The following is a 26,054-nucleotide window of genomic DNA, read 5'->3' on the forward strand; positions in this document are numbered from 1 at the left end:
GCGAGTGAGCAGGAAACCCGAACTCAGAGGGCGGGCCGCCCGGCTCGCCCGGCTTCTCCCCGCCGGCGGGGCCCGGGCCGCCCGCACCCCCTTCGTCCTGCTCGTCGTGCTCCTCCTCGGCGGCGGCCTGATCGGCCTCCTCGTGCTGAACTCCGCGCTGAGCGAGGGCTCGTTCCGCCTCGACGACCTCCAGCGGGACACCAAGAGCCTCACCGACGAGGAGCAGGCGCTGCAGCGGGACGTGGACACCTACTCCGCGCCCGACGCCCTCCAGCGCCGCGCCCGCGAGCTGGGCATGGTGCCCGGCGGCGACCCGGCCTTCCTCAACCCGGACGGCAGCGTCAAGGGCGTCCCCGGAACGGCCGCCCAGCAGTCCTCCGCACGCAACCCGGTGGTACGCCCGCCGGAAGTCCTCGCTCTCACGCAGACCGCGAGTCCGCAGACCGCGAGCCCGGCTCCGGCCACCAGCGCCCCGGCGGCCGCCGTCCCCTCCGTCGGCGCCGCCACCCCGCAGACCGTGCCCCCGCGATCCCTGCCCCCGCAGACCATGCTTCCGCGGATCCCGACCCCGCAGCCCCCCGCCCCCACCCCGTCCGCACAGCCCTCCTCGACCCCCGGCAGGTGACGGAAGTGTCCGACAGGGAACCGCCGCGTCGCCGTGTGCCAGGCCCCGCCAGGCCCGTACGCCCCGGCGGCCAGCGGCGTCCGGGCCCCGGCGCCCGCCCCGCACGCCGCCCGGGCGCGCCCCGGCCCGGCGGTCCGCAGGTCCTGCGGCTGGGCAGCCCCCGGCCCCGGTTGCGCATGGTCAGCCTCGCCCTGACGCTGGTGATGATCGCCTTCGTGGTGCGTCTGCTCCAGGTGCAGGCCGTGGACGCCAACGCGTACGTCTCGAAGGCCGAGCAGAACCGGTATGTCGGCCGCACCCTGGCCGCCACCCGCGGCGGGATCACGGACCGCAACGGCGTGGAGCTCGCGACGAGCGTGGACGCGTACGACATCACGGCCGACCCCACGATGTTCACGCAGGAAGCGACGAAGGTGACGGACGCACCCGAGCAGGCCGCGGCGCTGCTCGGACCGATCCTCGGCCAGGACATGGACACCGTCGCCAAGAAGCTCCGCACGAAGAACACCCGCTACACCCTGCTCGCGCACCGCCAGACCCCCCAGGTCTGGAAGCAGATCAAGGACCTGAGGACCACGCTCGCGGTCAAGGCGGAGACCGACAAGAGCACCGTCAACTTCCTCGCGGGCGTCCTCGCGGTCCCGGCGAGCAAGCGGGTGTATCCGAACGGCGACCTCGCCGCCGGGATACTGGGCTGGGTCAACGCCGACGGCAAGGGCGGCGGCGGAGTCGAGCAGGTGCTGAACAAGGAACTCGCCGGCAAGGACGGCAAGATCCGCTACGCCCAGTCCGGCGGCCGTCAGGTGCCGACCGTCGGGTCGACGGAGACACCCGCCGTGGCGGGCTCCGACGTGGAGCTGACCATCAACCGCGACATCCAGTGGGCCGCGCAGAACGCCATCACCGAGCAGGTGAAGGCGTCCAAGGCGGACCGCGGGTACGTGGTCGTGCAGGACGCCCGCAGCGGCGAGATCCTGGCCATGGCGAACTCGCCGGGCTTCGACCCCAACGACCTCACCCAGGCCAACGCGGCGACCCTGGGCAACGCGGCCCTCCAGGACGCGTACGAGCCCGGCTCCACCGCCAAGGTCATGTCGATGGCCGCCGTACTGGAGGAGAACGTCGCCACCCCCGCGACGCACGTGGTCGTGCCCAACCGGCTGCACCGCGGTGACCGCCTCTTCCAGGACGACGTCGACCACGCGACCTGGAACCTGACGCTCAACGGAGTGCTCGCCAAGTCCAGCAACATCGGCACCATCCTGGCGACCGGCCAGCTCGGTAAGACGCAGGAGGAGGCGAACCAGGTCCTCTACTCGTATCTGCGCAAGTTCGGCATCGGCAGCTACACCGGGCTCGGGTTCCCCGGCGAGACGAAGGGCATCCTCGCGCCCGCCGACAAGTGGTCGACCTCCCAGCAGTACACGATTCCTTTCGGCCAGGGCATGTCGATCAACGCGATGCAGGCGGCCTCCGTCTACTCGACGATCGCCAACGGCGGTGTACGCGTCGAGCCGACGCTGGTACGCGGCACGAAGGGGCCCGACGGCCGGTTCACTCCGGCCGCCCAGCCCAAGAAGACGCGGGTCGTGAGCGAGAAGACGGCGAAGTCGCTCGCCCAGATGCTGGAGTCCGTCGTGGACGACGAGCAGGGCACCGGCGCCAAGGCGCGTATCCCCGGCTACCGGGTCGCGGGCAAGACGGGTACGGCCAACCGCGTGGATCCGGCCACCGGCAAGTACCACGGCTACACCTCGTCGTTCGCCGGATTCGCCCCCGCCGACAAGCCCCGGATCACCGTCTACTGCGCGATCCAGAACGCCACCAAGGGCAGCTACTTCGGTGGCCAGATCTGCGGACCCATCTACAAGCAGGTCATGGAGTTCGCGCTCAAGACCCTCCAGATCCCACCCACCGGGGCAGGGGCCGCCAATCTGCCCGTGACCTTCACGCCGTGATCCATTCCGGCCTTAGTCCCTGATCAGGCCTTGATCAGGTCTGGCTCAGCCCCGGACAAGACCGCACGTACAACGGAACCAGGAACCAGCTCGTGACAACGATCACCCCGGATTCCGGGAACCACGGCCCGCCAGGCCCCTCGCTTCGCTCCGGCGGGGGTGAGCCCGGTACGCTCACCGCCGTGCCACACGCTGATCAGTCCCAAACCACCCAGAAGGGCGTTCCTGTGACATATCCGGGGCCGCCGCGACCGGTCCAGAACTCCGCCACACCCCTCGCGGAGCTCGCCGATCAGCTGGGTGTCACCGCCCCGGCGTCGAGCGCGGAGGTCACGGGCATCACCCATGACTCCCGCGCGGTGCGCCCCGGAGACCTCTACGCCGCGCTGCCCGGCGCCCGCATGCACGGCGCCGACTTCGTGACGCAGGCGGCCGGTCTCGGCGCCGTCGCCGTGCTGACCGACCCGACCGGCGCCGACCGCGCCGCCGCCACCGGGCTGCCGGTCCTCGTCGTCGACGACCCGCGCGGCCGGATGGGAGCGCTCGCGGCCACCATCTACGGCCACCCCGGGCGCGACCTGCTCCAGATCGGGATCACCGGTACCTCCGGCAAGACCACCACGGCCTATCTCGTCGAGGGCGGGCTGAAGACGCTCCGCTCCACCGGCCTGATCGGCACGGTGGAGATGCGCATCGGCGAGGAGCGCATCAAGTCGGAGCGCACCACCCCCGAAGCAACCGATCTCCAGGCGCTGTTCGCGGTCATGCGCGAGCGCGGCGTCGACGCGGTCGCCATGGAGGTCTCCAGCCACGCGCTGGTCCTCGGGCGGGTCGACGGCTGTGTCTTCGACATCGCCGTCTTCAACAACCTCAGCCCGGAACACATGGAGTTCCACTCCGACATGGAGGACTACTTCCGGGCCAAGGCGCAGCTGTTCACACCGCAACGCAGCAAACTCGGCGTCGTCAACCTCGACGACGAGTACGGGCGCAGGCTGGTCGAGGAGCCCACCGTCCCCGTCGTCAGCTTCTCCGCCGAAGGGCACCCGGACGCCGACTGGCGCGCCGAGGAGGTCGAGGTCGGCCCGATGGACTCGGCGTTCGTCGCGGTCGGCCCCAAGGGCGAGCGGATCACCGCCAGGTCGCCGCTCGCGGGCCCCTTCAACGTGGCGAACACCCTCGCCGCGATCGTCGCCCTCGCCGCCGCCGGGATCGACCCGCAGACCGCCGCGGACGGCATCGCCGCCGTCCCGGGCGTGCCGGGCCGCCTGGAGCGCGTGGACGCGGGCCAGCCCTACCTCGCGGTCGTCGACTACGCCCACAAGACGGACGCCGTCGAATCGGTCCTGCGCGCGCTGCGCAAGGTCACCGAAGGCAAGCTGCACGTCGTGCTCGGCTGCGGCGGCGACCGTGACAGGACCAAGCGGATGCCGATGGGCGCCGCCGCGGCACGGCTCGCCGACACCGCCGTACTGACATCGGACAACCCCCGCTCGGAGGACCCCCTCGCGATCCTCGCGACGATGCTCGCGGGCGCCGCGGAGGTGCCGGCGCACGAGCGCGGCGAGGTCCAGGTCTTCGAGGACCGGGCCGCCGCCATCGCCGCCGCCGTCGCCCGGGCGCGGCCCGGCGACACCGTGCTGGTCGCGGGCAAGGGCCATGAGCAGGGCCAGGACATCGCCGGGGTGGTGCGTCCCTTCGACGACCGCCAGGTGCTCCGCGAAGCTATCCAGAAGACCCAGGGATGAACTTGTGATCGCCCTCTCTCTCGCCGAGATCGCAGCAGTCGTCGGCGGGCAGACGTACGACATACCGGATCCGGCGGTACAGGTCACCGGACCGGTCGTCAGAGACTCCCGTGAAGTGGAGCCAGGCAGCCTCTTCGTCGCCTTCGCCGGCGAGCACGTGGACGGCCACGACTTCGCCGAGGCCGTCGTCGCCGCGGGCGCCGTCGCCGTACTGGCCTCCCGGCCCGTCGGCGTGCCCGCGATCGTCGTCGCGGACGTGCAGGCGGCGCTGGGCGCCCTCGCGCGTCACGTCGTCGAACGGCTCGGCGCGACCCTCGTGGCCCTCACCGGCTCCGCGGGCAAGACCAGCACCAAGGACCTGATCGCCCAGGTCCTGCGGAGCAAGGCGCCGACCGTCTTCACGCCCGGCTCGCTCAACAACGAGATCGGACTGCCGCTGACCGCGCTGAGCGCCACCGAGGACACCAGGTTCCTCGTCCTGGAGATGGGCGCCCGCGGCATCGGCCACATCAGCTACCTCACAAACCTCACGCCACCGAGGATCGGCCTCGTCCTGAACGTCGGGACCGCCCACATCGGCGAGTTCGGCGGCCGCGAACAGATTGCACAGGCGAAGGGCGAGCTCGTCGAGAGCCTCCCGCCGGCGGAAGCGGGCGGCGTCGCCGTCCTCAACGCCGACGACCCCCTCGTACGCGCCATGGCGTCCCGGACGAAGGCGCGCGTGATCCTCTTCGGAGAGTCCGGCGAAGCGGACGTACGTGCCGAGAACGTGCGTCTCACGGACGCCGGACAGCCCGCATTCAGGCTTCACACACCCTCCGGGTGCAGCGATGTGACCATGCGCCTGTACGGTGAGCACCACGTGTCGAACGCGCTCGCCGCGGCCGCCGTCGCCCATGAGCTGGGCATGTCCGCAGACGAGATCGCCCTCGCGCTCTCCGAGGCGGGCACCCTCTCCCGCTGGCGGATGGAGGTCACCGAGCGCCCGGACGGCGTGACGGTCGTCAACGACGCCTACAACGCGAACCCCGAGTCCATGCGAGCCGCCCTGCGGGCGCTCGCGGCCATGGGTCAGGGACGTCGTACGTGGGCGGTGCTCGGTCAGATGGCCGAGCTCGGGGACGAGGCGCTCGCCGAGCACGACGCGGTCGGGCGGCTCGCCGTCCGACTCAACGTCAGCAAGCTCGTCGCGGTCGGGGGCAGGGAAGCTTCCTGGCTCCAACTGGGCGCATATAACGAGGGTTCGTGGGGTGAGGAGTCGGTGCACGTGTCCGACGCACAGGCGGCTGTCGACCTGTTGCGCAGCGAGTTGCGCCCGGGGGACGTCGTGCTCGTGAAGGCGTCCCGGTCGGTGGGGCTCGAACGGGTGGCGCAGGCGCTGCTCGACGGCGGTGCCGAGGGTGAGGTCGCGGCCCGATGATGAACCAGATCCTGTTCGCAGGAGTCATTGGTCTGTTCCTGACCCTGATCGGGACCCCGCTGCTGATCAAGCTGCTGGCCCGCAAGGGCTACGGGCAGTACATCCGCGACGACGGCCCGAAGGAGCATCACAGCAAGCGCGGTACTCCGACGATGGGTGGTATCGCCTTCATCCTGGCGACGATCATCGCGTACTTCCTGTCCAAGGTGATCACGGGCAAGCCGCCGACCTTCTCGGGTCTGCTGGTGCTCGGCCTGATGGCCGGCATGGGCCTGGTCGGCTTCCTGGACGACTACATCAAGATCGTCAAGCGGCGTTCGCTCGGTCTGCGGGCCAAGGCGAAGATGGCCGGTCAGCTGATCGTCGGCATCTCCTTCGCGGTCCTCGCGCTGCAGTTCGCGGACAACCACGGCAACACCCCGGCCTCCACCAGGCTCTCCTTCGTGGAGGACTTCGGCTGGACCATCGGCCCGGTGCTCTTCGTGGTCTGGGCCCTGTTCATGATTCTCGCCATGTCCAACGGCGTGAACCTGACGGACGGCCTGGACGGTCTCGCCACCGGCGCCGCGACCATGGTCTTCGGCGCGTACACCTTCATCGGCGTCTGGCAGTTCCAGGAGTCCTGCGCCAACGCGCAGACCCTGACCAACCCGGCCGCCTGCTACGAGGTACGAGATCCACTCGACCTCGCGGTCGTCGCCTCCGCCCTGATGGGAGCCTGCTTCGGCTTCCTGTGGTGGAACACCTCGCCCGCCAAGATCTTCATGGGTGACACCGGCTCGCTGGCCCTCGGCGGCGCGCTCGCCGGCCTCGCGATCTGCTCCCGCACGGAGCTGCTGGTCGCGCTCCTCGGCGGCCTCTTCGTCCTGATCACCATGTCGGTCGTCATCCAGGTCGGCTCCTTCCGGCTCACCGGCAGGCGCGTCTTCCGCATGGCACCACTGCAGCACCACTTCGAACTAAAGGGGTGGTCCGAAGTCCTTGTCGTGGTCCGCTTCTGGATCATCCAGGGAATGTGCGTCATCGTGGGTCTGGGCCTCTTCTACGCAGGATGGGCAGCCAAGAAGTGACCAACTGGCAGGGCAAGCACGTCACCGTCGCCGGGCTCGGCGTCTCCGGCATCCCGGCGGCCAAGGTGCTGCACGGTCTCGGTGCCGTCGTCACGGTCGTCAACGACGGCGACGACGAGCGCTCCCGGGCGCAGGCCGCGGAGCTGGAGGCGCTCGGCATCACCGTGCGCCTCGGTGACGGCGCCACCCTGCCCGAGGGCACCGAACTCATCGTCACCGCGCCCGGCTGGAAGCCGGACAAGCCGCTGTTCGCCGCGGCCGCCGCGGCGGACGTCCCGGTCTGGGGCGACGTCGAACTGGCCTGGCGGCTCAGGGGCCCCGACGCGGCTCCCTGGCTGGCCGTCACCGGCACCAACGGCAAGACCACGACCGTGCAGATGCTCGCCTCCATCCTGGAGGCGGCCGGGCTGCGCACGGCCGCCGTCGGCAACATCGGGGTCTCGCTGCTCGACGCGGTCCTCGGCGAGGAGCGGTACGACGTCCTGGCGGTGGAGCTGTCGAGCTACCAGCTGCACTGGGCTCCGTCGCTGCGCGCGCACTCGGCCGCCGTACTGAACCTGGCACCGGATCACCTCGACTGGCACGGCTCCATGGAGGCGTACGCCGCCGACAAGGGCGGTATCTACGAAGGCAATCGGGTCGCCTGCGTCTACAACCTCGCCGACAAGGCCACCGAGGACCTGGTGCGCGAGGCGGACGTCGAGGAGGGCTGCCGGGCGGTCGGCTTCACCCTCGGCGCCCCCGGACCGTCCCAACTCGGCGTCGTGGAAGGCATCCTGGTCGACCGCGCCTTCGTCGAGAACCGGCAGAAGAACGCCCAGGAACTCGCCGAGGTCTCCGACGTCAACCCGCCCGCCCCGCACAACATCGCCAACGCCCTTGCGGCGGCGGCCCTGGCGCGCGCCTTCGGGGTGCCCGCCGCGGCCGTACGGGACGGGCTGCGGGCCTTCACACCGGACGCCCACCGCATCGCGCACGTCGCCGACGTGGACGGCGTCGCGTACATCGACGACTCCAAGGCGACCAACACGCATGCCGCGGAGGCCTCTTTGGCGGCCTACGAGTCCATCGTGTGGATCGCGGGCGGGCTCGCCAAGGGCGCGACCTTCGACGAGCTGGTCGCCAAGTCGGCGAAGCGACTTCGGGGCGTCGTGCTCATCGGCGCGGATCGGGCGCTGATCCGTGAAGCCCTTGTGCGACACGCGCCGGAAGTACCCGTCGTCGACCTCGACCGGACCGACACTGGGGCGATGCTCGCGGCGGTTCAGGAGGCGCGGAGGCTCGCCCGCGAGGGCGACACGGTGTTGCTGGCGCCGGCCTGTGCCTCCATGGACATGTTCGCCAACTACAACAAGCGCGGGGACGCGTTCGCGGAGGCGGTTCGCGAACTCGGCGCGAGCGCCTGACGGCGGGTCTCGGACGGTCCGGGCGCGCCCGGGACCTTTGGGAGGGACGCGTGACGCCATTGTGGGGACCCCCATCGCCCCCGGGGACGCCGTACCGGGGCATGGCGGACGGAGCCGGTGATGGCCAGTAGCCGTACTGGCCGTCCCCCCGTCCAGCGTGCCCCACGGCGCCCCGCCGGACGCCCCCGTCCCCCGCGCGACAGCCCCCTGCGCCTGCTCTACACGCGCGCCCGCAAGGCCTGGGACCGGCCGCTCACCGCGTACTACCTGATCTTCGGCAGCAGCCTGTTGATCACCGTTCTGGGCCTGGTGATGGTCTACTCGGCCTCGATGATCACGGCGCTGCAGCTCTCGCTGCCGGGATCGTTCTTCTTCCGCAAACAGTTCCTCGCGGCCTCCATCGGCACCGTGCTGCTCCTGATCGCCATGCGGATGCCGGTGAAGCTGCACCGGGCGCTGGCGTATCCCATCCTGGCCGGAGCGGTCTTCCTGATGATCCTCGTGCAGGTCCCGGGGATAGGAATGGCGGTCAACGGCAACCAGAACTGGATCTCCCTCGGCGGCTCGTTCCAGATCCAGCCCAGCGAGTTCGGCAAGCTCGCGCTCGTGCTGTGGGGCGCCGACCTGCTCGCCCGCAAACAGGACAAGGGCATGCTGGCGCAGTGGAAGCACATGCTGGTGCCGCTCGTCCCGGGCACCTTCCTGCTGCTCGGACTGATCATGCTCGGCGGCGACATGGGCACGGCGATCATCCTCACCGCCATCCTCTTCGGGCTGCTGTGGCTGGCCGGAGCGCCCACGCGGCTGTTCGGGGGCGTGCTGGCGGTCGCCGTGACGATCGGTTTCATCCTGATCAAGACGAGCCCCAACCGGATGTCCCGGCTCGCCTGCATCGGCGCCACCGAACCCGGCCCGAACGACACCTGCTGGCAGGCGGTGCACGGAATCTACGCCCTCGCCTCCGGCGGACTGTTCGGTTCCGGCCTCGGTGCCAGTGTGGAAAAATGGGGCCAACTTCCGGAAGCGCACACCGACTTCATCTTCGCCATCACCGGGGAGGAACTCGGCCTCGCGGGGACGCTGTCGGTGCTCGCCCTCTTCGCGGCTCTAGGCTATGCAGGTATCCGCGTGGCCGGACGCACGGAGGACCCCTTCGTGAGGTATGCCGCGGGAGGCGTGACCACCTGGATCACGGCCCAGGCCGTGATCAATATCGGTGCGGTGCTCGGTCTGCTGCCGATCGCCGGTGTCCCGCTCCCGCTGTTCTCCTACGGAGGGTCCGCTCTGCTGCCGACCATGTTCGCCATCGGGTTGCTGATCGCCTTCGCGCGCGACGAGCCCGCTGCGCGGGCGGCGCTTGCGATGCGGCAACCCCGCTTTGGTAGAAAGCGTGCTGCGGTGAGAGGCTCCGCGGGGGCCGCGGGGCCTCGGAGATGGAACACGATGCGACGGCGTGCCTCGGCGGCGCGCTCGTCCGGAGAGCGGTGAATTTCGGTGCATGTCGTACTCGCCGGCGGGGGGACCGCCGGCCACATCGAGCCCGCGCTCGCCCTCGCGGACGCCCTGCGCAGGCAGGACCCGACCGTGGGGATCACGGCCCTGGGCACGGAACGCGGACTTGAGACCCGGCTCGTACCGGAGCGGGGCTACGAACTCGCGCTGATCCCCGCCGTCCCGCTGCCGCGCAAGCCCACACCCGAGCTGATCACCGTCCCTGGACGGCTGCGCGGCACGATCAAGGCGGCCGAGCAGGTCCTGGAGCGCACCAAGGCGGACGCGGTCGTCGGCTTCGGCGGCTATGTGGCGCTGCCCGCCTACCTCGCGGCCAAGCGCCTCGGCGTGCCCATCGTGATCCACGAGGCCAACGCCCGGCCGGGCCTCGCCAACAAGATCGGTTCCCGGTACGCGGCGCAGGTCGCCGTCTCGACCCCGGACAACAAGCTGCGCGGCGCCCGCTACATCGGCATCCCGCTGCGCCGCTCGATCGCCACCCTCGACCGGGCCGCCGTACGCCCCGAGGCGCGCGCCGCGTTCGGTCTCGACCCCTCGCTGCCGACCCTGCTGGTCTCCGGCGGCTCGCAGGGCGCACGGCGCCTCAACGAGGTCGTCCAGCAGGCGGCTCCCTACCTGCAGCAGGCCGGTATCCAGATCCTGCACGCGGTCGGCCCGAAGAACGAACTGCCGCAGGTCCACCAGATGCCGGGAATGCCTCCATACATCCCGGTACCGTACGTGGACCGGATGGACCTCGCGTACGCCGCGGCCGACATGATGCTCTGCCGCGCGGGCGCGATGACCGTCGCCGAGCTCTCCGCCGTCGGGCTGCCCGCCGCCTACGTCCCGCTGCCCATCGGCAACGGTGAACAGCGGCTGAACGCCCAGCCGGTGGTCAAGGCCGGCGGCGGACTGCTGGTCGACGACGCGGAGCTGACCCCGCAGTGGGTGCAGCAGAACGTGCTGCCCGTGCTCGCCGACCCGCACCGGTTGTACGAGATGTCCCGCGCCGCCAGCGAGTTCGGCCGCCGGGACGCCGACGACCTGCTCGTCGGCATGGTGTACGAGGCGATCGCCTCTCGCCACCGCTAGGACCGCATGAGGGAAGGCAGGGAGCGTGGCCGGACCGACGACCGCCGAGCGCGGTGAACGGCAGAAGTTGGAGTCCGGCTCGCCCCGCCTCAGGCGGCTGCGTCGCCTTCGTATGCTCATCATCCTTTTGAGTGCGGTGGTGTTGGCGGGGGCCGCCACGATCTGGCTGCTCTACGGCTCGCCATGGCTGCGGGTCGAGAAGGTGTCGGTCTCCGGGGTACGGGTGCTGACCGACCAGCAAGTGCGGGACGTGGCCGACGTGTCGACCGGATCGCCGCTGATTTCCGTCGACTCCGACGCCATTGAGGCGCGATTGCGCCATAAATTGCCCAGAATTGACGCGGTTGATGTCGTCCGTTCCTGGCCGCACGGAATCGGGTTGAAAGTGACCGAACGTACCCCGGTTCTCATTCTCAAAAACACCGGAAACGGCGGCAAGTACGTCGAAGTGGACGCCAAGGGCGTGCGTTTCGCGACGGTTTCGGCTGCCCCGAAGGGGGCGCCCGCGCTGGAATTGGCGGTGTCCAGGTCGGCCGTCCTGCGCCGCTTCCCCGTCGACCGGCTGGTGCGCGAGGCGGTGGGGGTGGCCGGGGACATTCCGGTCGCCGTCCGTCGCGACACCCGGCTCGTCAAGGTCCGCTCGTACGACTCGATCTCGCTGGAGTTGAGCGGTGGCCGCACCGTCGAGTGGGGGAGTGGCGAGAAGGGCCGCGCGAAGGCCAGGACGCTCACCGCTCTCATGAAAGCAGCTCCGGGGGCCCGGCACTTCGATGTGAGTGCCCCCATCGCGCCCACGTCATCGGGGAGTTGACGCACATCAGCGCAGGCCAGCACCCTGGTTGGGCAGCGCTACGGCTGATCACATAGGGTGAAAAGAAAAACGGGAGGTTCGGCGTGTTCGTTGAACGTGCGCCACTTGTCGACTTAGTGTCCTGTTCGGAAGAGTCCAAAGAACAGGCACACTGGTAACCCTAAACTTCAGCGTTAGGGTTCGGGTCGGCGTTCGGACCGTCCCATTCGGCATCAGTCGTCGGATCGCGAGCGTGCGAGGCGACGACACGTAACTCGAGGCGAGAGGCCTTCGACGTGGCAGCACCGCAGAACTACCTCGCAGTCATCAAAGTCATCGGTGTCGGCGGCGGTGGTGTCAATGCCATCAACCGGATGATCGAGGTCGGTCTCAAGGGCGTCGAGTTCATCGCCATCAACACGGACGCGCAAGCTCTGTTGATGAGCGACGCCGACGTCAAGCTCGACGTCGGCCGCGAACTCACGCGCGGACTCGGCGCCGGAGCCAACCCGGCCGTCGGCCGCAAGGCGGCCGAGGACCACCGCGAGGAGATCGAGGAGGTCCTCAAGGGGGCCGACATGGTCTTCGTGACGGCCGGTGAAGGCGGCGGCACCGGCACCGGCGGCGCGCCCGTCGTGGCCAACATCGCTCGCTCGCTCGGCGCCCTCACCATCGGCGTGGTCACCCGCCCCTTCACCTTCGAGGGACGGCGCCGCGCCAACCAGGCCGAGGACGGCATCGCGGAACTCCGCGAAGAGGTCGACACCCTCATCGTCATCCCCAACGACCGACTGCTGTCCATCTCGGACCGCCAGGTCTCGGTCCTCGACGCGTTCAAGTCGGCGGACCAGGTCCTGCTGTCGGGTGTTCAGGGCATCACCGACCTCATCACCACGCCCGGTCTGATCAACCTCGACTTCGCCGACGTCAAGTCCGTGATGTCCGAGGCGGGTTCCGCGCTCATGGGCATCGGCTCGGCCCGCGGCGACGACCGCGCGGTGGCGGCCGCCGAGATGGCGATCTCCTCGCCGCTCCTGGAAGCCTCCATCGACGGCGCACGCGGCGTCCTGCTCTCCATCTCCGGCGGCTCCGATCTCGGCCTGTTCGAGATCAACGAGGCCGCCCAGCTGGTCAGCGAGGCCGCGCACCCCGAGGCCAACATCATCTTCGGCGCGGTCATCGACGACGCGCTCGGTGACGAGGTGCGGGTCACCGTGATCGCCGCCGGCTTCGACGGCGGCCAGCCGCCGGCCAAGCGGGACAACATCCTCGGCTCCACCTCGGCCAAGCAGCGCGAGGAGCCCGTGCCGGTGCGGGCCGCCGAGAGCCGTCCGTCCTTCGGCTCGCTCGGCAGCGTCACGCCGAAGGAGGCCCCGGAGCCCGTCCCGGAGCCGGTCAACGAGGTCCAGGTCGCTCCGCCGGTCCCGCCGTCCCGCGCCTACTCGGACAGCGCGGCCGAGGAACTGGACGTGCCGGACTTCCTGAAGTGATAGGACATCGCTCCGAAACGAGCACTGTGAGCGGCGCGCACTTCGCCTTCACCGACCGGTGGGGCGGGGTGAGCGCCGTTCCGTACGAGGAGCTCAACCTCGGCGGAGCGGTCGGCGACGACCCCGAGGCCGTACGGACCAATCGTGAACTGGCGGCCAAGTCGCTCGGACTGGACCCGGCCCTGGTCGTCTGGATGAACCAGGTGCACGGGCCGGACGTGGCGGTGGTCGACGGACCGTGGCTCTCCTCGGAGATCCCGTCCGTCGACGCGATCGTCACCGCGCGACGCGGGCTCGCCCTCGCCGTCCTCACCGCCGACTGCACGCCGGTGCTGCTGGCCGACCCGGTCGCCGGGATCGTGGCCGCCGCCCACGCGGGACGGCCCGGCATGGTCGCCGGGGTCGTCCCCGCAGCCGTACGGGCCATGATCGAACTCGGCGCCGAACCCGAGCGGATCGTCGCCCGCACCGGACCCGCTGTCTGCGGCCGGTGCTACGAAGTGCCGGACGAGATGCGGGCCGAAGTCGCCGCCGTCGAGCCGGCGGCGTACGCCGAGACCAGTTGGAGTACACCCGCGGTCGATGTGACCGCCGGAGTGCACGCGCAGCTGGAACGACTCGGGGTGTGCGACCGGGCGCAGTCGCCGGTGTGCACGCTGGAGTCGGACGACCACTTCTCGTACCGACGGGACCGCACGACCGGGCGGCTCGCAGGCTATGTCTGGCTGGACTGATGGGGCATGACGGACCGTAAGGCTCAACTCGCCGGGAATCTGGCGAAAGTGGAAGAGCGCATCGCGGCGGCGTGTGTGGCCGCCGGGCGTAAGCGCGAAGAGGTGACCCTGATCGTGGTCACCAAGACCTATCCCGCCGGTGACGTGCGGATGCTGTCGGAACTTGGTGTGCGCCACGTCGCCGAGAACCGGGACCAGGATGCCGCACCCAAGGCCGCGGCTTGCTCGGATCTGCCCCTCTCGTGGCATTTTGTCGGCCAGTTGCAGACCAACAAGGTGCGTTCTGTGGTCGGTTATGCGGATGTGGTGCAGTCCGTGGACCGTGCCCGGCTTGTCACGGCCCTGTCGAAGGAAGCGGTGCGGGTCGAGCGCGAGGTGGGCTGCCTGATCCAGGTCGCCCTGGACGCGGAGGAGAGCGGCCGGGGCGAGCGGGGAGGTGTCGGAGTCGGTGGAATCGAAGAGTTGGCCGACCTCGTCGCCGAGGCGCCCGGGCTCCGGCTCGACGGGTTGATGACCGTCGCACCGCTCACCGGGGTGTACTCCGGACGCCAACAAGCGGCGTTTGAGCGGCTGATGGATTTGTCGACTGCTATGCGCCGCACGCATCCGGCTGCGAACATGGTGTCTGCAGGGATGAGTGCGGACCTCGAGGAGGCCGTGGCGGCCGGAGCGACACATGTACGCGTCGGTACGGCGGTACTCGGAGTCCGACCCGGGCTCGGGTAACGTCGCCAAGAAGTCGGACCACAGCAGAAAATATGGTCATTACCGCCAATAGCGGGCATAACGACCTCGTGGATCGCGGGCACTTGGCAATTCGTCAGCCGATCCACCACAGAGCGGAGGACTCAGAGCATGGCCGGCGCGATGCGCAAGATGGCGGTCTACCTCGGCCTCGTGGAGGACGATGGGTACGACGGCAGGGGATTCGACCCCGATGACGAGTTCGAGCCCGAACTCGACCCGGAGCCCGAGCGTGACCGGCGGCGGCACGAGTCGCCCCACCAGTCACATCAGGCGCATCAGTCCCTAAGGGACGAATCGGTACGAGTGGTGCAACCTCCGGCGCCGCGCGATCCGGTGCCTCATTCCGCTTCACTCTCCGCGGAATCCGGCCGTCCGGCGCGCATCGCGCCCGTGGCATCCATCACACAAGAACGCGCAAGCCTGGAGAAGAACGCACCGGTGATCATGCCCAAGGTCGTGTCGGAACGAGAGCCGTACCGGATCACTACACTTCACCCGCGGACCTACAACGAGGCCCGTACCATCGGGGAACACTTCCGTGAGGGCACCCCGGTGATCATGAATCTGACTGAGATGGATGACACAGATGCGAAGCGACTTGTCGACTTTGCGGCCGGTTTGGTGTTTGGTCTCCACGGCAGCATCGAGCGGGTGACGCAGAAGGTGTTCCTGTTGTCGCCTGCTAACGTCGATGTCACGGCGGAGGACAAGGCCCGCATCGCAGAGGGCGGGTTCTTCAACCAGAGCTGAGACGCAGGACCGGGAACAACGCACGGAAACAGGGGAGAGGGAAGCACGGATCATGAGCGTGGTCGGGCAGGTTCTCTACATCGCGCTGATGTGTTTCCTCATCGTGCTGATTTTCCGGTTGGTCATGGACTACGTCTTCCAGTTCGCCCGCTCATGGCAACCCGGCAAGGCGATGGTGGTCGTTCTTGAGGCCACCTACACTGTCACCGATCCACCGCTCAAGCTTCTGCGGCGGTTCATTCCGCCGCTGCGTCTCGGGGGCGTGGCGCTAGACCTGTCCTTCTTCGTTCTGATGATCATCGTCTACATCCTGATCTCCGTCGTGAGCCGGCTGTGAACGATACGGTCTTGCCGAATGCCGACGACTACGTTGAGGTGAAGAGATGCCGTTGACCCCCGAGGACGTGCGGAACAAGCAGTTCACGACCGTCCGCCTCCGAGAAGGCTATGACGAGGACGAGGTCGATGCCTTCCTCGACGAGGTCGAAGCCGAACTGACTCGCCTGCTCCGCGAGAACGAGGACCTGCGCGCCAAACTGGCGGCGGCCACGCGCGCGGCTGCGCAGAACCAGCAGCAGGGCATGCGCAAGCCGCCCGAGCAGCAGGACCAGCAGCAGGGCCCGCCGCAGGGCATGCGAGGTCCCGGCGCCCCCGTACCCGCCGGCATATCGGGCCCGCCGCAGCAGCAGATGGGTGGCCCCATGGGTGGCCCGCCCCAGCTGCCGAGCGGTGCGCCGCAGCTGCCCGCGGGCCCCAGCGCCCAGGGCGGCCAGCAGGGCCAGGGCCCCATGGGTCAGGGTCCGATGGGTCAGGGCCCGATGGGTCAGGGTCCGATGGGTCAGGGCCCGATGGGTCAGGGCCCGATGGGTCAGGGCCCGATGGGTCAGGGTCCGATGGGCCAGGGCCCCGGCCAGCAGATGCAGCAGCAGATGCCGGGCCAGATGCAGCCCCAGATGCAGCAGCAGATGGGTGGCCCCATGGGCGGACCCATGGGTGGCCCCATGGGCGGTCACGGCCCGCAGATGCCGCAGCAGGGCCCCGGTGGCGACAGCGCCGCGCGTGTCCTCTCGCTGGCTCAGCAGACCGCCGACCAGGCGATCGCCGAGGCCCGCTCCGAGGCCAACAAGATCGTCGGCGAGGCCCGCAGCCGCGCCGAGGGTCTCGAGCGTGACGCCCGCGCCAAGGCGGACGCGCTGGAGCGGGACGCCCAGGAGAAGCACCGTGTCGCGATGGGCTCCCTGGAGTCCGCCCGCGCCACGCTGGAGCGCAAGGTCGAGGACCTGCGTGGCTTCGAGCGCGAGTACCGCACTCGTCTGAAGTCCTACCTGGAGTCGCAGCTGCGCCAGCTGGAGACGCAGGCGGACGACTCGCTCGCCCCGCCGCGCACTCCGGCCACGGCCTCCCTGCCCTCGCCCTCCGCGCCCTCGATGGCTCCGGCCGGCGCGAGTGCGCCGTCGTACGGCGGTCAGGGCATGGGCGGCGCCCCGGCACCGGCCGCGCCCTCCTACGGTGGGCAGCAGCAGATGTCGCCGGCGATGACCCAGCCGATGGCTCCGGTACGGCCCCAGGGGCCGTCGCCGATGCAGCAGGCGCCCTCGCCGATGCGCGGGTTCCTCATCGACGAGGACGACAACTGACGGCCTGAGGACGCCGTAGGCGTCGGCAGCGTTCAGGGCGGAGCCCCGGATCTTTTTCCGGGGCTCCGCCCTTTTGCGGTGCTGTTTCGGGCGGGCGTGCGGTTTCCTTGGGGCATCTGTACGGGGTACGCAACGCCGAAGGCCGGGTCCCACCAAGATCTTTGGGATCTTTGGTGGGCCCCGGCCGGGTTGTTCTTCGGCTGCGGCTCGGTGGGGGCTGGGCGCGCAGTTCCCCGCGCCCCTTGGGCCGGGGCTTCGCCCCGGACCCCCGGCAGCCCTGATTCGTCTGGCTGACGGCCGGCGGGGGCGTGGGTACGGCCCCGCCGGCCGGGGCTACGCCTTGCGGAGGCGGAAGGTGAGGGACAGGCCCTCGTCGGTGAACGGAGCGCCGTAGGTGTCGTCGGCCTCGCCCTGGGCGAAGTCCGTGGCGAGGACCTCGTCGGCGATCAGCTCGGTGTGCTCGTTCAGCGCGGCGATGACCGCCGGATCCGTGGACGTCCAGCGCAGCGCGATCCGGTCGGCCACGTCGAGGCCGCTGTTCTTGCGGGCCTCCTGGATCAGCCGGATCGCGTCACGGGCGAGGCCCGCCTGCCGCAGCTCCTCGGTGATCTCCAGGTCCAGGGCGACCGTGGCACCCGAGTCGGACGCCACCGACCACCCCTCGCGCGGGGTCTCCGTGATGATGACCTCGTCCGCGGCCAGCGTCACCGTCTCGCCGTCGACCTCGACCGACGCCGTGCCCTCGCGCAGGGCGAGGGAGAGAGCCGCCGCGTCCGTCTCGGCGATCGCCTTGGCGACCGCCTGGACACCCTTGCCGAAGCGCTTGCCCAGCGCGCGGAAGTTCGCCTTGGCCGTGGTGTCGACCAACGAGCCGCCCACCTCGGAGAGCGAGGCGAGGGATGTGACATTCAGCTCTTCGGTGATCTGCGCGTGCAGCTCACCGTCGAGGGACTCGAAGCCGATCGCCCCGACCAGCGCGCGGGACAGCGGCTGGCGCGTCTTGACGCCCGACTCCGCGCGCGTGGCGCGGCCCAGCTCCACGAGACGGCGGACGAGGACCATCTGCCGGGACAGCTCCGGGTCGATGGCGGACAGGTCCGCCTCCGGCCACGAGGACAGGTGTACGGACTCGGGGGCGCCCGGCGTCACGGGGACGATCAGGTCCTGCCAGACCCGCTCGGTGATGAACGGGGTCAGCGGGGCCATCAGCCGCGTGATGGTCTCCACGACCTCGTGCAGGGTGCGCAGCGCGGCCTTGTCGCCCTGCCAGAACCGGCGGCGGGAGCGGCGCACGTACCAGTTCGAGAGGTCGTCGACGAACGCGGAGAGGAGCTTTCCGGCGCGCTGGGTGTCGTAGGCCTCCAGCGCCTGGGTGACCTGGTCGGTGAGCGCGTGCAGCTCGGAGAGCAGCCAGCGGTCGAGGACCGGGCGGTCGGCCGGGGCCGGGTCGGCCTCGGAGGGGGCCCAGTCGGAGGTCCGGGCGTAGAGGGCCTGGAAGGCGACCGTGTTCCAGTAGGTGAGGAGCGTCTTGCGCACCACCTCCTGGATGGTGCCGTGGCCGACACGGCGAGCCGCCCAGGGGGAACCGCCGGCCGCCATGAACCAGCGCACCGCGTCCGCGCCGTGCTGGTCCATCAGCGGGATCGGCCGCAGGATGTTGCCCAGGTGCTTGGACATCTTGCGGCCGTCCTCGGCGAGGATGTGGCCCAGGCACACGACGTTCTCGTACGACGACTTGTCGAAGACGAGTGTGCCGACCGCCATGAGGGTGTAAAACCAGCCGCGGGTCTGGTCGATGGCCTCGGAGATGAACTGCGCCGGGTAGCGGCTCTCGAAGAGCTCCTTGTTCTTGTACGGGTAGCCCCACTGCGCGAACGGCATCGAACCCGAGTCGTACCAAGCGTCGATGACCTCCGGCACGCGCGTCGCCGTCAGCCCGCAGCCGTCCTGCGGGCACGCGAAGGTGACCTCGTCGATGAACGGGCGGTGCGGGTCCAGCTTCGACTGGTCGGTGCCCGTCAGCTCGGAGAGCTCGGCGCGGGAGCCGACACAGGTGAGATGGCCCTCCTCACAGCGCCACAGCGGGAGCGGGGTGCCCCAGTAACGGCTGCGGGACAGCGCCCAGTCGACGTTGTTGTTCAGCCAGTCGCCGAAGCGGCCGTGCTTGACGGACTCCGGGAACCAGTTGGTCTTCTCGTTCTCCTGGAGGAGACGGTCCTTGATGGCCGTGGTGCGGATGTACCAGGACGGCTGCGCGTAGTAGAGGAGCGCGGTGTGGCAGCGCCAGCAGTGCGGGTAGCTGTGCTCGTACGGGATGTGCTTGAAGAGCAGACCCCGGTCCTGGAGGTCCTCGGTGAGCTTTTCGTCCGCCTTCTTGAAGAAGACACCGCCGACGAGCGGCACGCTCTCCTCGAAGGTGCCGTTCGGGCGGACGGGGTTCACCACCGGCAGTCCGTACGCACGGCACACCTTGAGGTCGTCCTCGCCGAAGGCGGGGGACTGGTGGACCAGCCCCGTACCGTCCTCGGTCGTCACGTACTCGGCGTTGACCACGTAGTGGGCCTCGGCCGGGAACTCGACCAGATCGAACGGACGTTGATAGGTCCAGCGCTCCATCTCGGCACCGGTGAAGGTCTCACCGGTGGTCTCCCAGCCCTCGCCGAGCGCCTTCTCGACGAGCTGCGCGGCGACGACGAGCTTCTCCTCGCCGTTGGTCGCGACGACGTAGGTGACCTCGGGGTGCGCGGCGACCGCGGTGTTGGAGACCAGCGTCCAGGGCGTCGTCGTCCACACCAGCAGCGCGGCCTGGCCGGCCAGCGGACCGGAAGTGAGCGGGAAACGGACGTACACGGACGGGTCGATGACCGTCTCGTAGCCCTGCGCCAGCTCGTGGTCCGACAGACCCGTCTCGTCGCGCGGGCACCACGGGGCCACGCGGTAGTCCTGGACCAGCAGACCCTTGTTGAAGATCTCCTTGAGCGACCACCACACGGACTCCACGTACTCGGGGTCCATCGTCCGGTACGCGTCGTCCAGGTCGACCCAGTAGCCCATGCGATGGGTGAGCTCGGTGAAGGCGTCGGTGTGACGGGTCACGGACTCGCGGCACTTGGCGTTGAACTCGGCGATGCCGTACGCCTCGATGTCCTGCTTGTCGGTGAAGCCGAGCTCCTTCTCCACCGCGAGCTCGACCGGAAGGCCGTGGCAGTCCCAGCCGGCCTTGCGGGCCACGTGATAGCCGCGCATGGTGCGGAAGCGCGGGAAGACGTCCTTGAAGACGCGCGCCTCGATGTGGTGGGCGCCCGGCATGCCGTTCGCGGTGGGCGGGCCCTCGTAGAACACCCACTCGGGGCGGCCCTCGGACTGCTCAAGGCTCTTGGCGAAGACCTTCTGCTCGCGCCAGAAATCGAGCACAGCGTGCTCGAGGGCGGGCAGGTCGACCTGGGCGGGCACCTGGCGGTACGTCGGCGTTGTCATCAGCGAGCTTCCTCCGGCGGACTTTCTGCCTTCCGTCCGGAGGGACGAGAGCCTGAGCAGCCATCTCCTGGATGCTGCGGACGCCGTGCGCGGCGCGCTCCCGCGGTACCACCCTCCTTGGCTCCCCGGTGCGTGCTGTGTGCACCAGTGAGCCCCCTCATTGGGGTCGCGATGCCGGTTCTACCGGCCGCTGCTCGCTCGCTGCGGCTTTCTTCCGGCGGCTCCGGGGTGATCTTCGCGTCGCGCTCGCCCCCGGGCTTCCACCGTCCCCGGGTCGCTCTTGGCCGCGTACGCCGCTACTCGTCCCCATCCACGCTTCTCGCTGCGCCCAGTGTACGGCGCCGTGCGGACAGCGGCCGACCGGTTTTCCGGGGCGCGCCGCCGGGGGCGCCGGGGGTGGCGCCGCGGCCTGCGCGGTGACCCGAATGGCGAGGCCTGGGCGTCCGGATCCTGGGACGTCCGACCTGGCGGATTACCCGGCGGGGAGCTGGGCACAACGCATGCAGGTTCGTCGCGCGGGGCCCGCGGGGCGGACGGAACGTTGGTGCGCCCCGTTGCCGCGGGCCGGAAGTCGATTTATCGTCCCAGCACGATTTGCGCGCAAAATCACAATATGTGAAGGGGCCGCGGCCATGGTGGCGAAGAAGACCGCCGTACAGCAGTCGGCGTCCAGCAGATCCACGGGTCCGGCGGCCAAGGACGTGGGTGGGAAGAAGAGCGCGTCGGGGGCACCCGTGGCGCACACGGCCAAGCCGGTGAAGACCGTCACGAAGACGGCCACCAAGGCGGCCACGAAATCAGCCGCGGGCAAGAAGGCGGCAGCCACCGGGAAAGCGGCTGCCGGCAAGGCCGCCGGAGCCAAGAAGACGGCCGCCACGAAGACCGCCACGGGCAAGGTGGCCGCCACGAAGACGGCCGCCAGGAAGGCGGTGGCCAAGAAGGCCGTCGGGAAGAAGACCGCGACCGTGGAGACCGTCCCGGAGGGGACGGACCCGACGAGGACCGGCACAGCGAAGGGCGGCATGACGAAGAGGGCCGACGGGAAGAGCGCGGCCAAGAAGAGCGCCGGCACGGCAAGGAAAAGCATCGGCACGGCGAAGAAGACGGTCGCTTCCGCGGCCGAAGGCGCGGCCAAGGCCGCGAAGACGACGGGAGCGACGACGGTGGTTGCGAAGAAGACTCCTGGCACGGCCACGGCGGCGCAGAACCCCACAGCCGTCCCCAAGGCGCGGATCGCCGCGGTGGAGCCCGGCGAGCTCGCGGTGCGCCCCGGTGAGGACCCCTGGACCCCGGAAGAGGTCGCGGAGGCGCGCGCCGAACTGCAGTCCGAGGCGCTGCGGCTGAGCACCGAGATCTCGTCGTCCGAGGAGTCGATCGCGGGACTGATGCGCGACTCCGGTGACGGCGCCGGTGACGATCAGGCGGACACCGGGGCGAAGAACATCACGCGCGAGCACGAGATGGCCCTGGCGGCCAACGCGCGCGAGATGCTGGAGCAGACCGAGCGTGCGCTGGAGCGGCTCGACGCGGGCACGTACGGGCTCTGCGAGAACTGCGGCAACCCCATCGGCAAGGCGCGGATGCAGGCCTTCCCGCGCGCCACCCTGTGCGTCGAGTGCAAGCAGAAGCAGGAGCGCCGCTCCTGAACGGCGCGGGAGGACTCCTGAGCATGTGGGCGCCGGGGGGTGTGCCGTACCCTCGTCCTCAGTCAGGAACCTAGGTCGAGGGACTCACTCACGTGGCAGAGGCGGGACGCATCATCGGTACGCCGGACACCCCAGAAGCGGGGGGCGCCGAGCCGGAGCAGTCCGGCGTGGAAGGGACCGGGGCCGCGGCCGAGCGGCCCAGGGGCAAGCGCAGGATCGCCGTCCTGTTCACGGTCGCCGCCCTGGCGTACGCCCTCGACCTGGTCAGCAAGCTGATCGTGGTCGCGAAGCTGGAGCACCACGCGCCGATCCAGATCGTCGGGGACTGGCTGAGGTTCGAGGCGATCCGCAACGCGGGCGCGGCCTTCGGCTTCGGCGAGGCGTTCACGATCATCTTCACGGTGATCGCCGCGGCCGTGATCGTGGTGATCGCGCGGCTCGCGCGCAAGCTCTACAGCCTGCCCTGGGCGATCGCGCTCGGTCTGCTGCTCGGCGGTGCGCTGGGCAACCTGACCGACCGGATCTTCCGCTCGCCCGGGATCTTCGAGGGCGCGGTCGTGGACTTCATCGCGCCCAAGCACTTCGCGGTCTTCAACCTGGCCGACTCGGCGATCGTCTGCGGCGGCATCCTGATCGTGCTGCTGTCCTTCCGCGGGCTCGACCCGGACGGCACGGTCCACAAGGACTGACCGGCCTGCACGGATCGTCGTACGGAGGACGTCCGGACGGACGTCGGGAAAGCAGGTCCAAGGGCACTGTTGTTCGGGCGGTGGTCCGGCGGTGTCCGACCCGTCCGGCATACTCGACGGGTGAGCACGATTCCCGAGATCCGTAACCTGCCCGTGCCCGACGGCCTGGAGGGCGAGCGCGTAGACGCCGTCATCTCTCGCATGTTCGGCTTCTCCCGCACGAAGGCCGCCGAGCTTGCCGCGGCGGGGAAGGTCACGGTCGACGGCTCGGTGGTCGGCAAGTCCGAGCGGGTGCACGGCGGCGCCTGGCTGGAAGTGGAGATGCCGCAGGCTCCCGCTCCCGTGCAGATCGTCGCCGAGCCCGTCGAGGGCATGGAGATCGTGCACGACGACGACGACATCGTCGTGATCATCAAGCCGGTCGGTGTGGCCGCCCACCCGAGCCCCGGCTGGAGCGGTCCGACGGTGATCGGCGGCCTCGCGGCGGCCGGATACCGGATCTCGACCTCGGGTGCCGCCGAGCGGCAGGGCATCGTGCACCGGCTGGACGTCGGTACCTCCGGGCTGATGGTCGTGGCCAAGTCGGAGCGCGCGTACACCTCGCTGAAGCGGCAGTTCAAGGAACGCACGGTCGACAAGCGGTACAACGCGCTGGTCCAGGGGCACCCCGACCCGATGAGCGGCACCATCGACGCGCCCATCGGCCGCCACCCCAACCACGACTACAAGTGGGCGGTGACGGCCGAGGGCAAGCCGTCCGTCACGCACTACGACCTGATCGAGGCGTTCCGCGCGGCCAGCCTGCTCGACATCAAGCTGGAGACCGGCCGCACCCATCAGATCCGTGTCCACATGGCGGCCCACCGGCACCCCTGCGTGGGCGACCTGACCTACGGCGCGGACCCGACGATCGCCAAGCGGCTCGGCCTGACCCGGCAGTGGCTGCACGCGGTGCGGCTCGGCTTCGAGCACCCCGGGGACGGGCAGTGGGCGGAGTTCGAGAGCGACTACCCCGAGGACCTGCAGAAGGCGCTCGACAAGGTGCGTGAGGAGAGCAACGCGTGAGCGGCTCGGACGGGGGCCGGGGCGGCCCCTACGTCGTGCGGGTGGCCGAGGACGCCGCGGACCGCGAGGCGTGCTTCGCGGTGCGCAAGGAGGTCTTCGTCGGCGAACAGGGCGTCCCCGAGGACATCGAGTACGACGCCTACGACGCCGGTGCCCTGCATGTGCTGGCGATCCGCGAGGACGGGGTGCCGCTGGGCACCGGGCGGCTCCTGTACGGCCCGGAGGCGGCCGCGAAGACCGACGGCGACCTGACGGTCGGCTCGCTCGGGCGGCTCGCCGTGACGAAGGCGGCGCGCGGGCTCGGCGTCGGCGTCGCCCTCGTGGGGGCCATCGAGGACGCGGCACGCGCGCGTGGGCTCGCCGCGGTGGATCTGCACGCGCAGACGCAGGCGCTGGGGTTCTACGAGCGGCTCGGGTACGTGGCGTACGGCGAGGAGTTCCTCGACGCCGGGATCGACCACCGGTCGATGCGCAAGGCTCTGTGAGACGGGGTTCGTCGCACAGAGATTGCCGGAAGGGCATTGTCGTAGGCGCGTGGCACGCTTGGGGTGTGGCTCTTCCTTGATCGGCTAGACCTCGCCGGAGCGCTGACCGTGGATCAGTTGGCCCTGTTGTTCGTGCTGCTGCTCGGGGCCTTGGTGAGCGTCCCGGTGGGGGACCGGTTCGGGCTGCCGGCGCCCGTGCTGATGACGCTCCTCGGGATCGTGCTGGCCGTGCTGGACTTCGTGCCCAACGTGGACATCCCGCCTGACCTGATCCTGCCCGCGCTGCTGCCGCCGCTGCTGTACGCCTCGGTGCGGCGCACCTCGTGGAGACAGTTCGCCGCCAACAAACGGCCGATCTTCCTGCTGGCCGTGGCGCTGGTGTTCGTCACCACGGCGGCTGTGGCCTTCGTCGCCAATGCCATCGTGCCGGGGCTGCCGATCGCCGCCGCCGTCGCCCTGGGCGCGCTGGTGGCGCCGCCCGACCCGGTCGCCGCCACCGCTGTCGCGGGGCAACTCGGGCTGCCGCGTCGACTGGTGTCGATCCTGGAGGGCGAGGGGCTCTTCAACGACGTGACGGCCATCGTGCTCTACCACGTCGCGATCGCCGCCGCGGTGAGTGGCACCTTCTCGCCGTGGCGGGCCGGGCTGGACCTCGTGCTGTCCGCCGTGGTCGCGGTCGCCGTCGGGCTGGCGCTGGGATGGGCGGCGAACAAGCTGATGTCGCTGCTCGGAGACGCCACGCTGCAGATCGGGATGACGCTGCTGGTGCCCTTCGCGTCGTACGTCCTGGCGGAGGAGCTGCACGGGTCCGGGGTGCTCGCCGTGCTCACCACCGCGCTGTTCCTCGCTGAGTACGCCACCGACGCCGACGACGTCGTGACGCGGCTCGCCGGCCACACGTTCTGGGACGTGGTGGACACGCTCGTCACCGGGGTCGCGTTCGGGCTGATCGGGCTCGAGCTGCACAACGCGATCAGGACGGCGTCGGGGCGGTGGGCGGAGATGTCGGGGTGGGCCGCCGCGATCGTCGCCGTCGTGGTGCTCGTACGGCTGGCGTATCTGATGCCGGCGACGTGGCTGACGAAGCGGCTGCACGCGAAGCGGGACTACGACGAGGAGATCCCGACCTCGTGGCGGGAGACCGTGATCATGTGGTGGTCGGGGATGCGGGGGGTCGCGTCCGTGGCCCTCGCGCTGGCCATTCCGCTGAGGATGGACGACGGGTCGCCGTTTCCCGACCGGGACGAGATCGTCTTCATCGCGTTCGGGGTGATCATGGCGACGCTGGTGCTGCAGGGGCTCACGCTGCCGTGGCTGGTGCGCAGGCTCGGGGTGCGGGCCGACGAGGATGTCGAGAAGGCGTTCGAGAAGGAGCTGGCGGTGCGGGCCGCGAAGGCGGCGAAGCGGAGGCTCAAGGAGATCGAGGAGGTGGAGGAGCTGCCGGAGGAGGTCTCCGAGCAGCTGTTGCGGCGGGCCTTCGACATCGGGACGCGGATCAGTCCGGATCTGGGGGACGAGGAGCGGAGGGAGGCGCATGAGCAGCGGGTTCGGCGGATCAAGCGGATGCGGCGGATTCAGGGGGAGATGTTGAGTGCGGCGCGGCATGAGGTGTTGTCGGCGCGGAGTGAGCCGGGGGCGGATCCGGAGATCGTGGACCGGGTGTTGAGGCATTTGGACGTCCGCAGCTTGCGGTGACGTTGCACTGGGCCTGGGCCGGGCCTGTTCTCCCGC

At 69.9% G+C, this 26,054-nt stretch carries 21 protein-coding genes; 20 read left to right on the forward strand and 1 reads right to left on the reverse strand.

Features of this window, described 5'->3' with window-relative positions; translation table 11 throughout:
* The first annotated feature begins 4 nt into the window (after positions 1–4).
* The 15 genes from OG819_RS23595 to OG819_RS23665 all read left to right on the forward strand — a co-directional run bounded on the left by OG819_RS23595 (position 5) and on the right by OG819_RS23665 (position 16,961).
* A complete protein-coding gene (locus OG819_RS23595) occupies positions 5–625 on the forward strand; it encodes a septum formation initiator family protein (protein WP_266651088.1) in 621 nt (206 codons plus the stop codon).
* A 5-nt stretch (positions 626–630) separates the two neighbouring features.
* The gene (locus OG819_RS23600) at positions 631–2,583 is read left to right on the forward strand and encodes a penicillin-binding protein 2 (RefSeq protein ID WP_323139358.1); all 1,953 of its coding nucleotides are present in this window, start codon (positions 631–633) and stop codon (positions 2,581–2,583) included.
* 227 nt (positions 2,584–2,810) lie between these two features.
* Positions 2,811–4,331 carry a UDP-N-acetylmuramoyl-L-alanyl-D-glutamate--2,6-diaminopimelate ligase gene (locus OG819_RS23605; protein ID WP_266652825.1) on the forward strand — a complete coding sequence of 507 codons (1,521 nt, stop codon included), beginning with the start codon at positions 2,811–2,813 and terminating at the stop codon, positions 4,329–4,331.
* A 4-nt stretch (positions 4,332–4,335) separates the two neighbouring features.
* Positions 4,336–5,751: a UDP-N-acetylmuramoyl-tripeptide--D-alanyl-D-alanine ligase gene (murF, locus tag OG819_RS23610; protein WP_266624096.1), complete on the forward strand. Its 1,416-nt coding sequence runs from the start codon at positions 4,336–4,338 to the stop codon at positions 5,749–5,751.
* A complete protein-coding gene (mraY, locus tag OG819_RS23615) occupies positions 5,751–6,821 on the forward strand; it encodes a phospho-N-acetylmuramoyl-pentapeptide-transferase (RefSeq protein WP_177323990.1) in 1,071 nt (356 codons plus the stop codon). Before murF ends, mraY begins: the two co-directional genes overlap by 1 nt.
* Complete coding sequence (gene murD, locus OG819_RS23620) at positions 6,803–8,227, forward strand: UDP-N-acetylmuramoyl-L-alanine--D-glutamate ligase (RefSeq protein WP_266651090.1); 1,425 nt, start codon at positions 6,803–6,805, stop codon at positions 8,225–8,227. The genes mraY and murD overlap by 19 nt, the downstream gene beginning before the upstream one ends.
* 120 nt (positions 8,228–8,347) lie before the next feature.
* Positions 8,348–9,715, forward strand: coding sequence for a putative lipid II flippase FtsW (gene ftsW / locus OG819_RS23625; RefSeq protein ID WP_266624094.1), 1,368 nt, complete (start codon positions 8,348–8,350; stop codon positions 9,713–9,715).
* 6 nt (positions 9,716–9,721) lie between these two features.
* Entirely contained in the window at positions 9,722–10,813 is a 1,092-nt protein-coding gene (murG, locus tag OG819_RS23630) for an undecaprenyldiphospho-muramoylpentapeptide beta-N-acetylglucosaminyltransferase (RefSeq protein ID WP_101405646.1), read from the forward strand.
* Between the two features lie 25 nt (positions 10,814–10,838).
* Positions 10,839–11,624, forward strand: a complete 786-nt coding sequence (locus tag OG819_RS23635) for an FtsQ-type POTRA domain-containing protein (protein ID WP_266651091.1) — start codon at positions 10,839–10,841, stop codon at positions 11,622–11,624.
* A gap of 275 nt (positions 11,625–11,899) precedes the next feature.
* Positions 11,900–13,093, forward strand: a complete 1,194-nt coding sequence (ftsZ, locus tag OG819_RS23640; protein WP_266582051.1) for a cell division protein FtsZ — start codon at positions 11,900–11,902, stop codon at positions 13,091–13,093.
* 26 nt (positions 13,094–13,119) lie between these two features.
* Positions 13,120–13,827 carry a peptidoglycan editing factor PgeF gene (pgeF, locus tag OG819_RS23645; protein WP_266624092.1) on the forward strand — a complete coding sequence of 236 codons (708 nt, stop codon included), beginning with the start codon at positions 13,120–13,122 and terminating at the stop codon, positions 13,825–13,827.
* A 6-nt stretch (positions 13,828–13,833) separates the two neighbouring features.
* Positions 13,834–14,553: a YggS family pyridoxal phosphate-dependent enzyme gene (locus tag OG819_RS23650; RefSeq protein WP_266651092.1), complete on the forward strand. Its 720-nt coding sequence runs from the start codon at positions 13,834–13,836 to the stop codon at positions 14,551–14,553.
* Between the two features lie 129 nt (positions 14,554–14,682).
* Positions 14,683–15,324, forward strand: coding sequence for a cell division protein SepF (gene sepF, locus OG819_RS23655; RefSeq protein ID WP_266651093.1), 642 nt, complete (start codon positions 14,683–14,685; stop codon positions 15,322–15,324).
* A gap of 52 nt (positions 15,325–15,376) precedes the next feature.
* Positions 15,377–15,661 (forward strand): YggT family protein, encoded by a 285-nt coding sequence (locus OG819_RS23660; protein ID WP_028803186.1) that lies wholly within the window; start codon positions 15,377–15,379, stop codon positions 15,659–15,661.
* 46 nt (positions 15,662–15,707) lie between these two features.
* A complete protein-coding gene (locus OG819_RS23665) occupies positions 15,708–16,961 on the forward strand; it encodes a DivIVA domain-containing protein (RefSeq protein WP_266624089.1) in 1,254 nt (417 codons plus the stop codon).
* A gap of 333 nt (positions 16,962–17,294) precedes the next feature.
* Here OG819_RS23665 and ileS read toward each other — a convergent pair whose 3' ends face one another.
* Positions 17,295–20,438, reverse strand: a complete 3,144-nt coding sequence (gene ileS, locus OG819_RS23670; RefSeq protein ID WP_266651094.1) for an isoleucine--tRNA ligase — start codon at positions 20,436–20,438, stop codon at positions 17,295–17,297.
* A 632-nt stretch (positions 20,439–21,070) separates the two neighbouring features.
* On the opposite strand from ileS, the gene OG819_RS23675 reads away from it, so the two are divergent.
* The 5 genes from OG819_RS23675 (at position 21,071) to OG819_RS23695 (ending at position 26,018) form a co-directional block, all read left to right on the forward strand.
* Positions 21,071–22,084: a TraR/DksA family transcriptional regulator gene (locus OG819_RS23675; protein ID WP_266624085.1), complete on the forward strand. Its 1,014-nt coding sequence runs from the start codon at positions 21,071–21,073 to the stop codon at positions 22,082–22,084.
* Positions 22,085–22,176: 92 nt separating this feature from the next.
* Complete coding sequence (gene lspA / locus OG819_RS23680; protein WP_266651095.1) at positions 22,177–22,773, forward strand: signal peptidase II; 597 nt, start codon at positions 22,177–22,179, stop codon at positions 22,771–22,773.
* Positions 22,774–22,893: 120 nt separating this feature from the next.
* A complete protein-coding gene (locus OG819_RS23685) occupies positions 22,894–23,838 on the forward strand; it encodes an RluA family pseudouridine synthase (protein ID WP_266624083.1) in 945 nt (314 codons plus the stop codon).
* On the forward strand, positions 23,835–24,323 hold the full coding sequence (locus OG819_RS23690) for a GNAT family N-acetyltransferase (protein ID WP_266651096.1): 489 nt from the start codon (positions 23,835–23,837) through the stop codon (positions 24,321–24,323). Before OG819_RS23685 ends, OG819_RS23690 begins: the two co-directional genes overlap by 4 nt.
* A gap of 108 nt (positions 24,324–24,431) precedes the next feature.
* Complete coding sequence (locus OG819_RS23695) at positions 24,432–26,018, forward strand: Na+/H+ antiporter (RefSeq protein ID WP_266624079.1); 1,587 nt, start codon at positions 24,432–24,434, stop codon at positions 26,016–26,018.
* Positions 26,019–26,054 lie beyond the last annotated feature (36 nt).

It is taken from the genome of Streptomyces sp. NBC_01549 (assembly GCF_026339955.1).
In the GTDB taxonomy this organism is placed as follows: Bacteria; Actinomycetota; Actinomycetes; order Streptomycetales; family Streptomycetaceae; genus Streptomyces.

Bases quoted from the DNA above. Each gene is read 5' to 3' on its own strand.
- sepF (WP_266651093.1), top strand. From the start codon at position 14,683: ATGGCCGGCGCGATGCGCAAGATGGCGGTCTACCTCGGCCTCGTGGAG.
- OG819_RS23675 (WP_266624085.1), top strand. From the start codon at position 21,071: ATGGTGGCGAAGAAGACCGCCGTACAGCAGTCGGCGTCCAGCAGATCC.
- OG819_RS23665 (WP_266624089.1), top strand. From the start codon at position 15,708: ATGCCGTTGACCCCCGAGGACGTGCGGAACAAGCAGTTCACGACCGTC.
- ftsW (WP_266624094.1), top strand. From the start codon at position 8,348: ATGGCCAGTAGCCGTACTGGCCGTCCCCCCGTCCAGCGTGCCCCACGG.
- ileS (WP_266651094.1), bottom strand. From the start codon at position 20,438: ATGACAACGCCGACGTACCGCCAGGTGCCCGCCCAGGTCGACCTGCCC.
- murD (WP_266651090.1), top strand. From the start codon at position 6,803: ATGGGCAGCCAAGAAGTGACCAACTGGCAGGGCAAGCACGTCACCGTC.
- mraY (WP_177323990.1), top strand. From the start codon at position 5,751: ATGAACCAGATCCTGTTCGCAGGAGTCATTGGTCTGTTCCTGACCCTG.
- OG819_RS23650 (WP_266651092.1), top strand. From the start codon at position 13,834: ATGACGGACCGTAAGGCTCAACTCGCCGGGAATCTGGCGAAAGTGGAA.
- OG819_RS23660 (WP_028803186.1), top strand. From the start codon at position 15,377: ATGAGCGTGGTCGGGCAGGTTCTCTACATCGCGCTGATGTGTTTCCTC.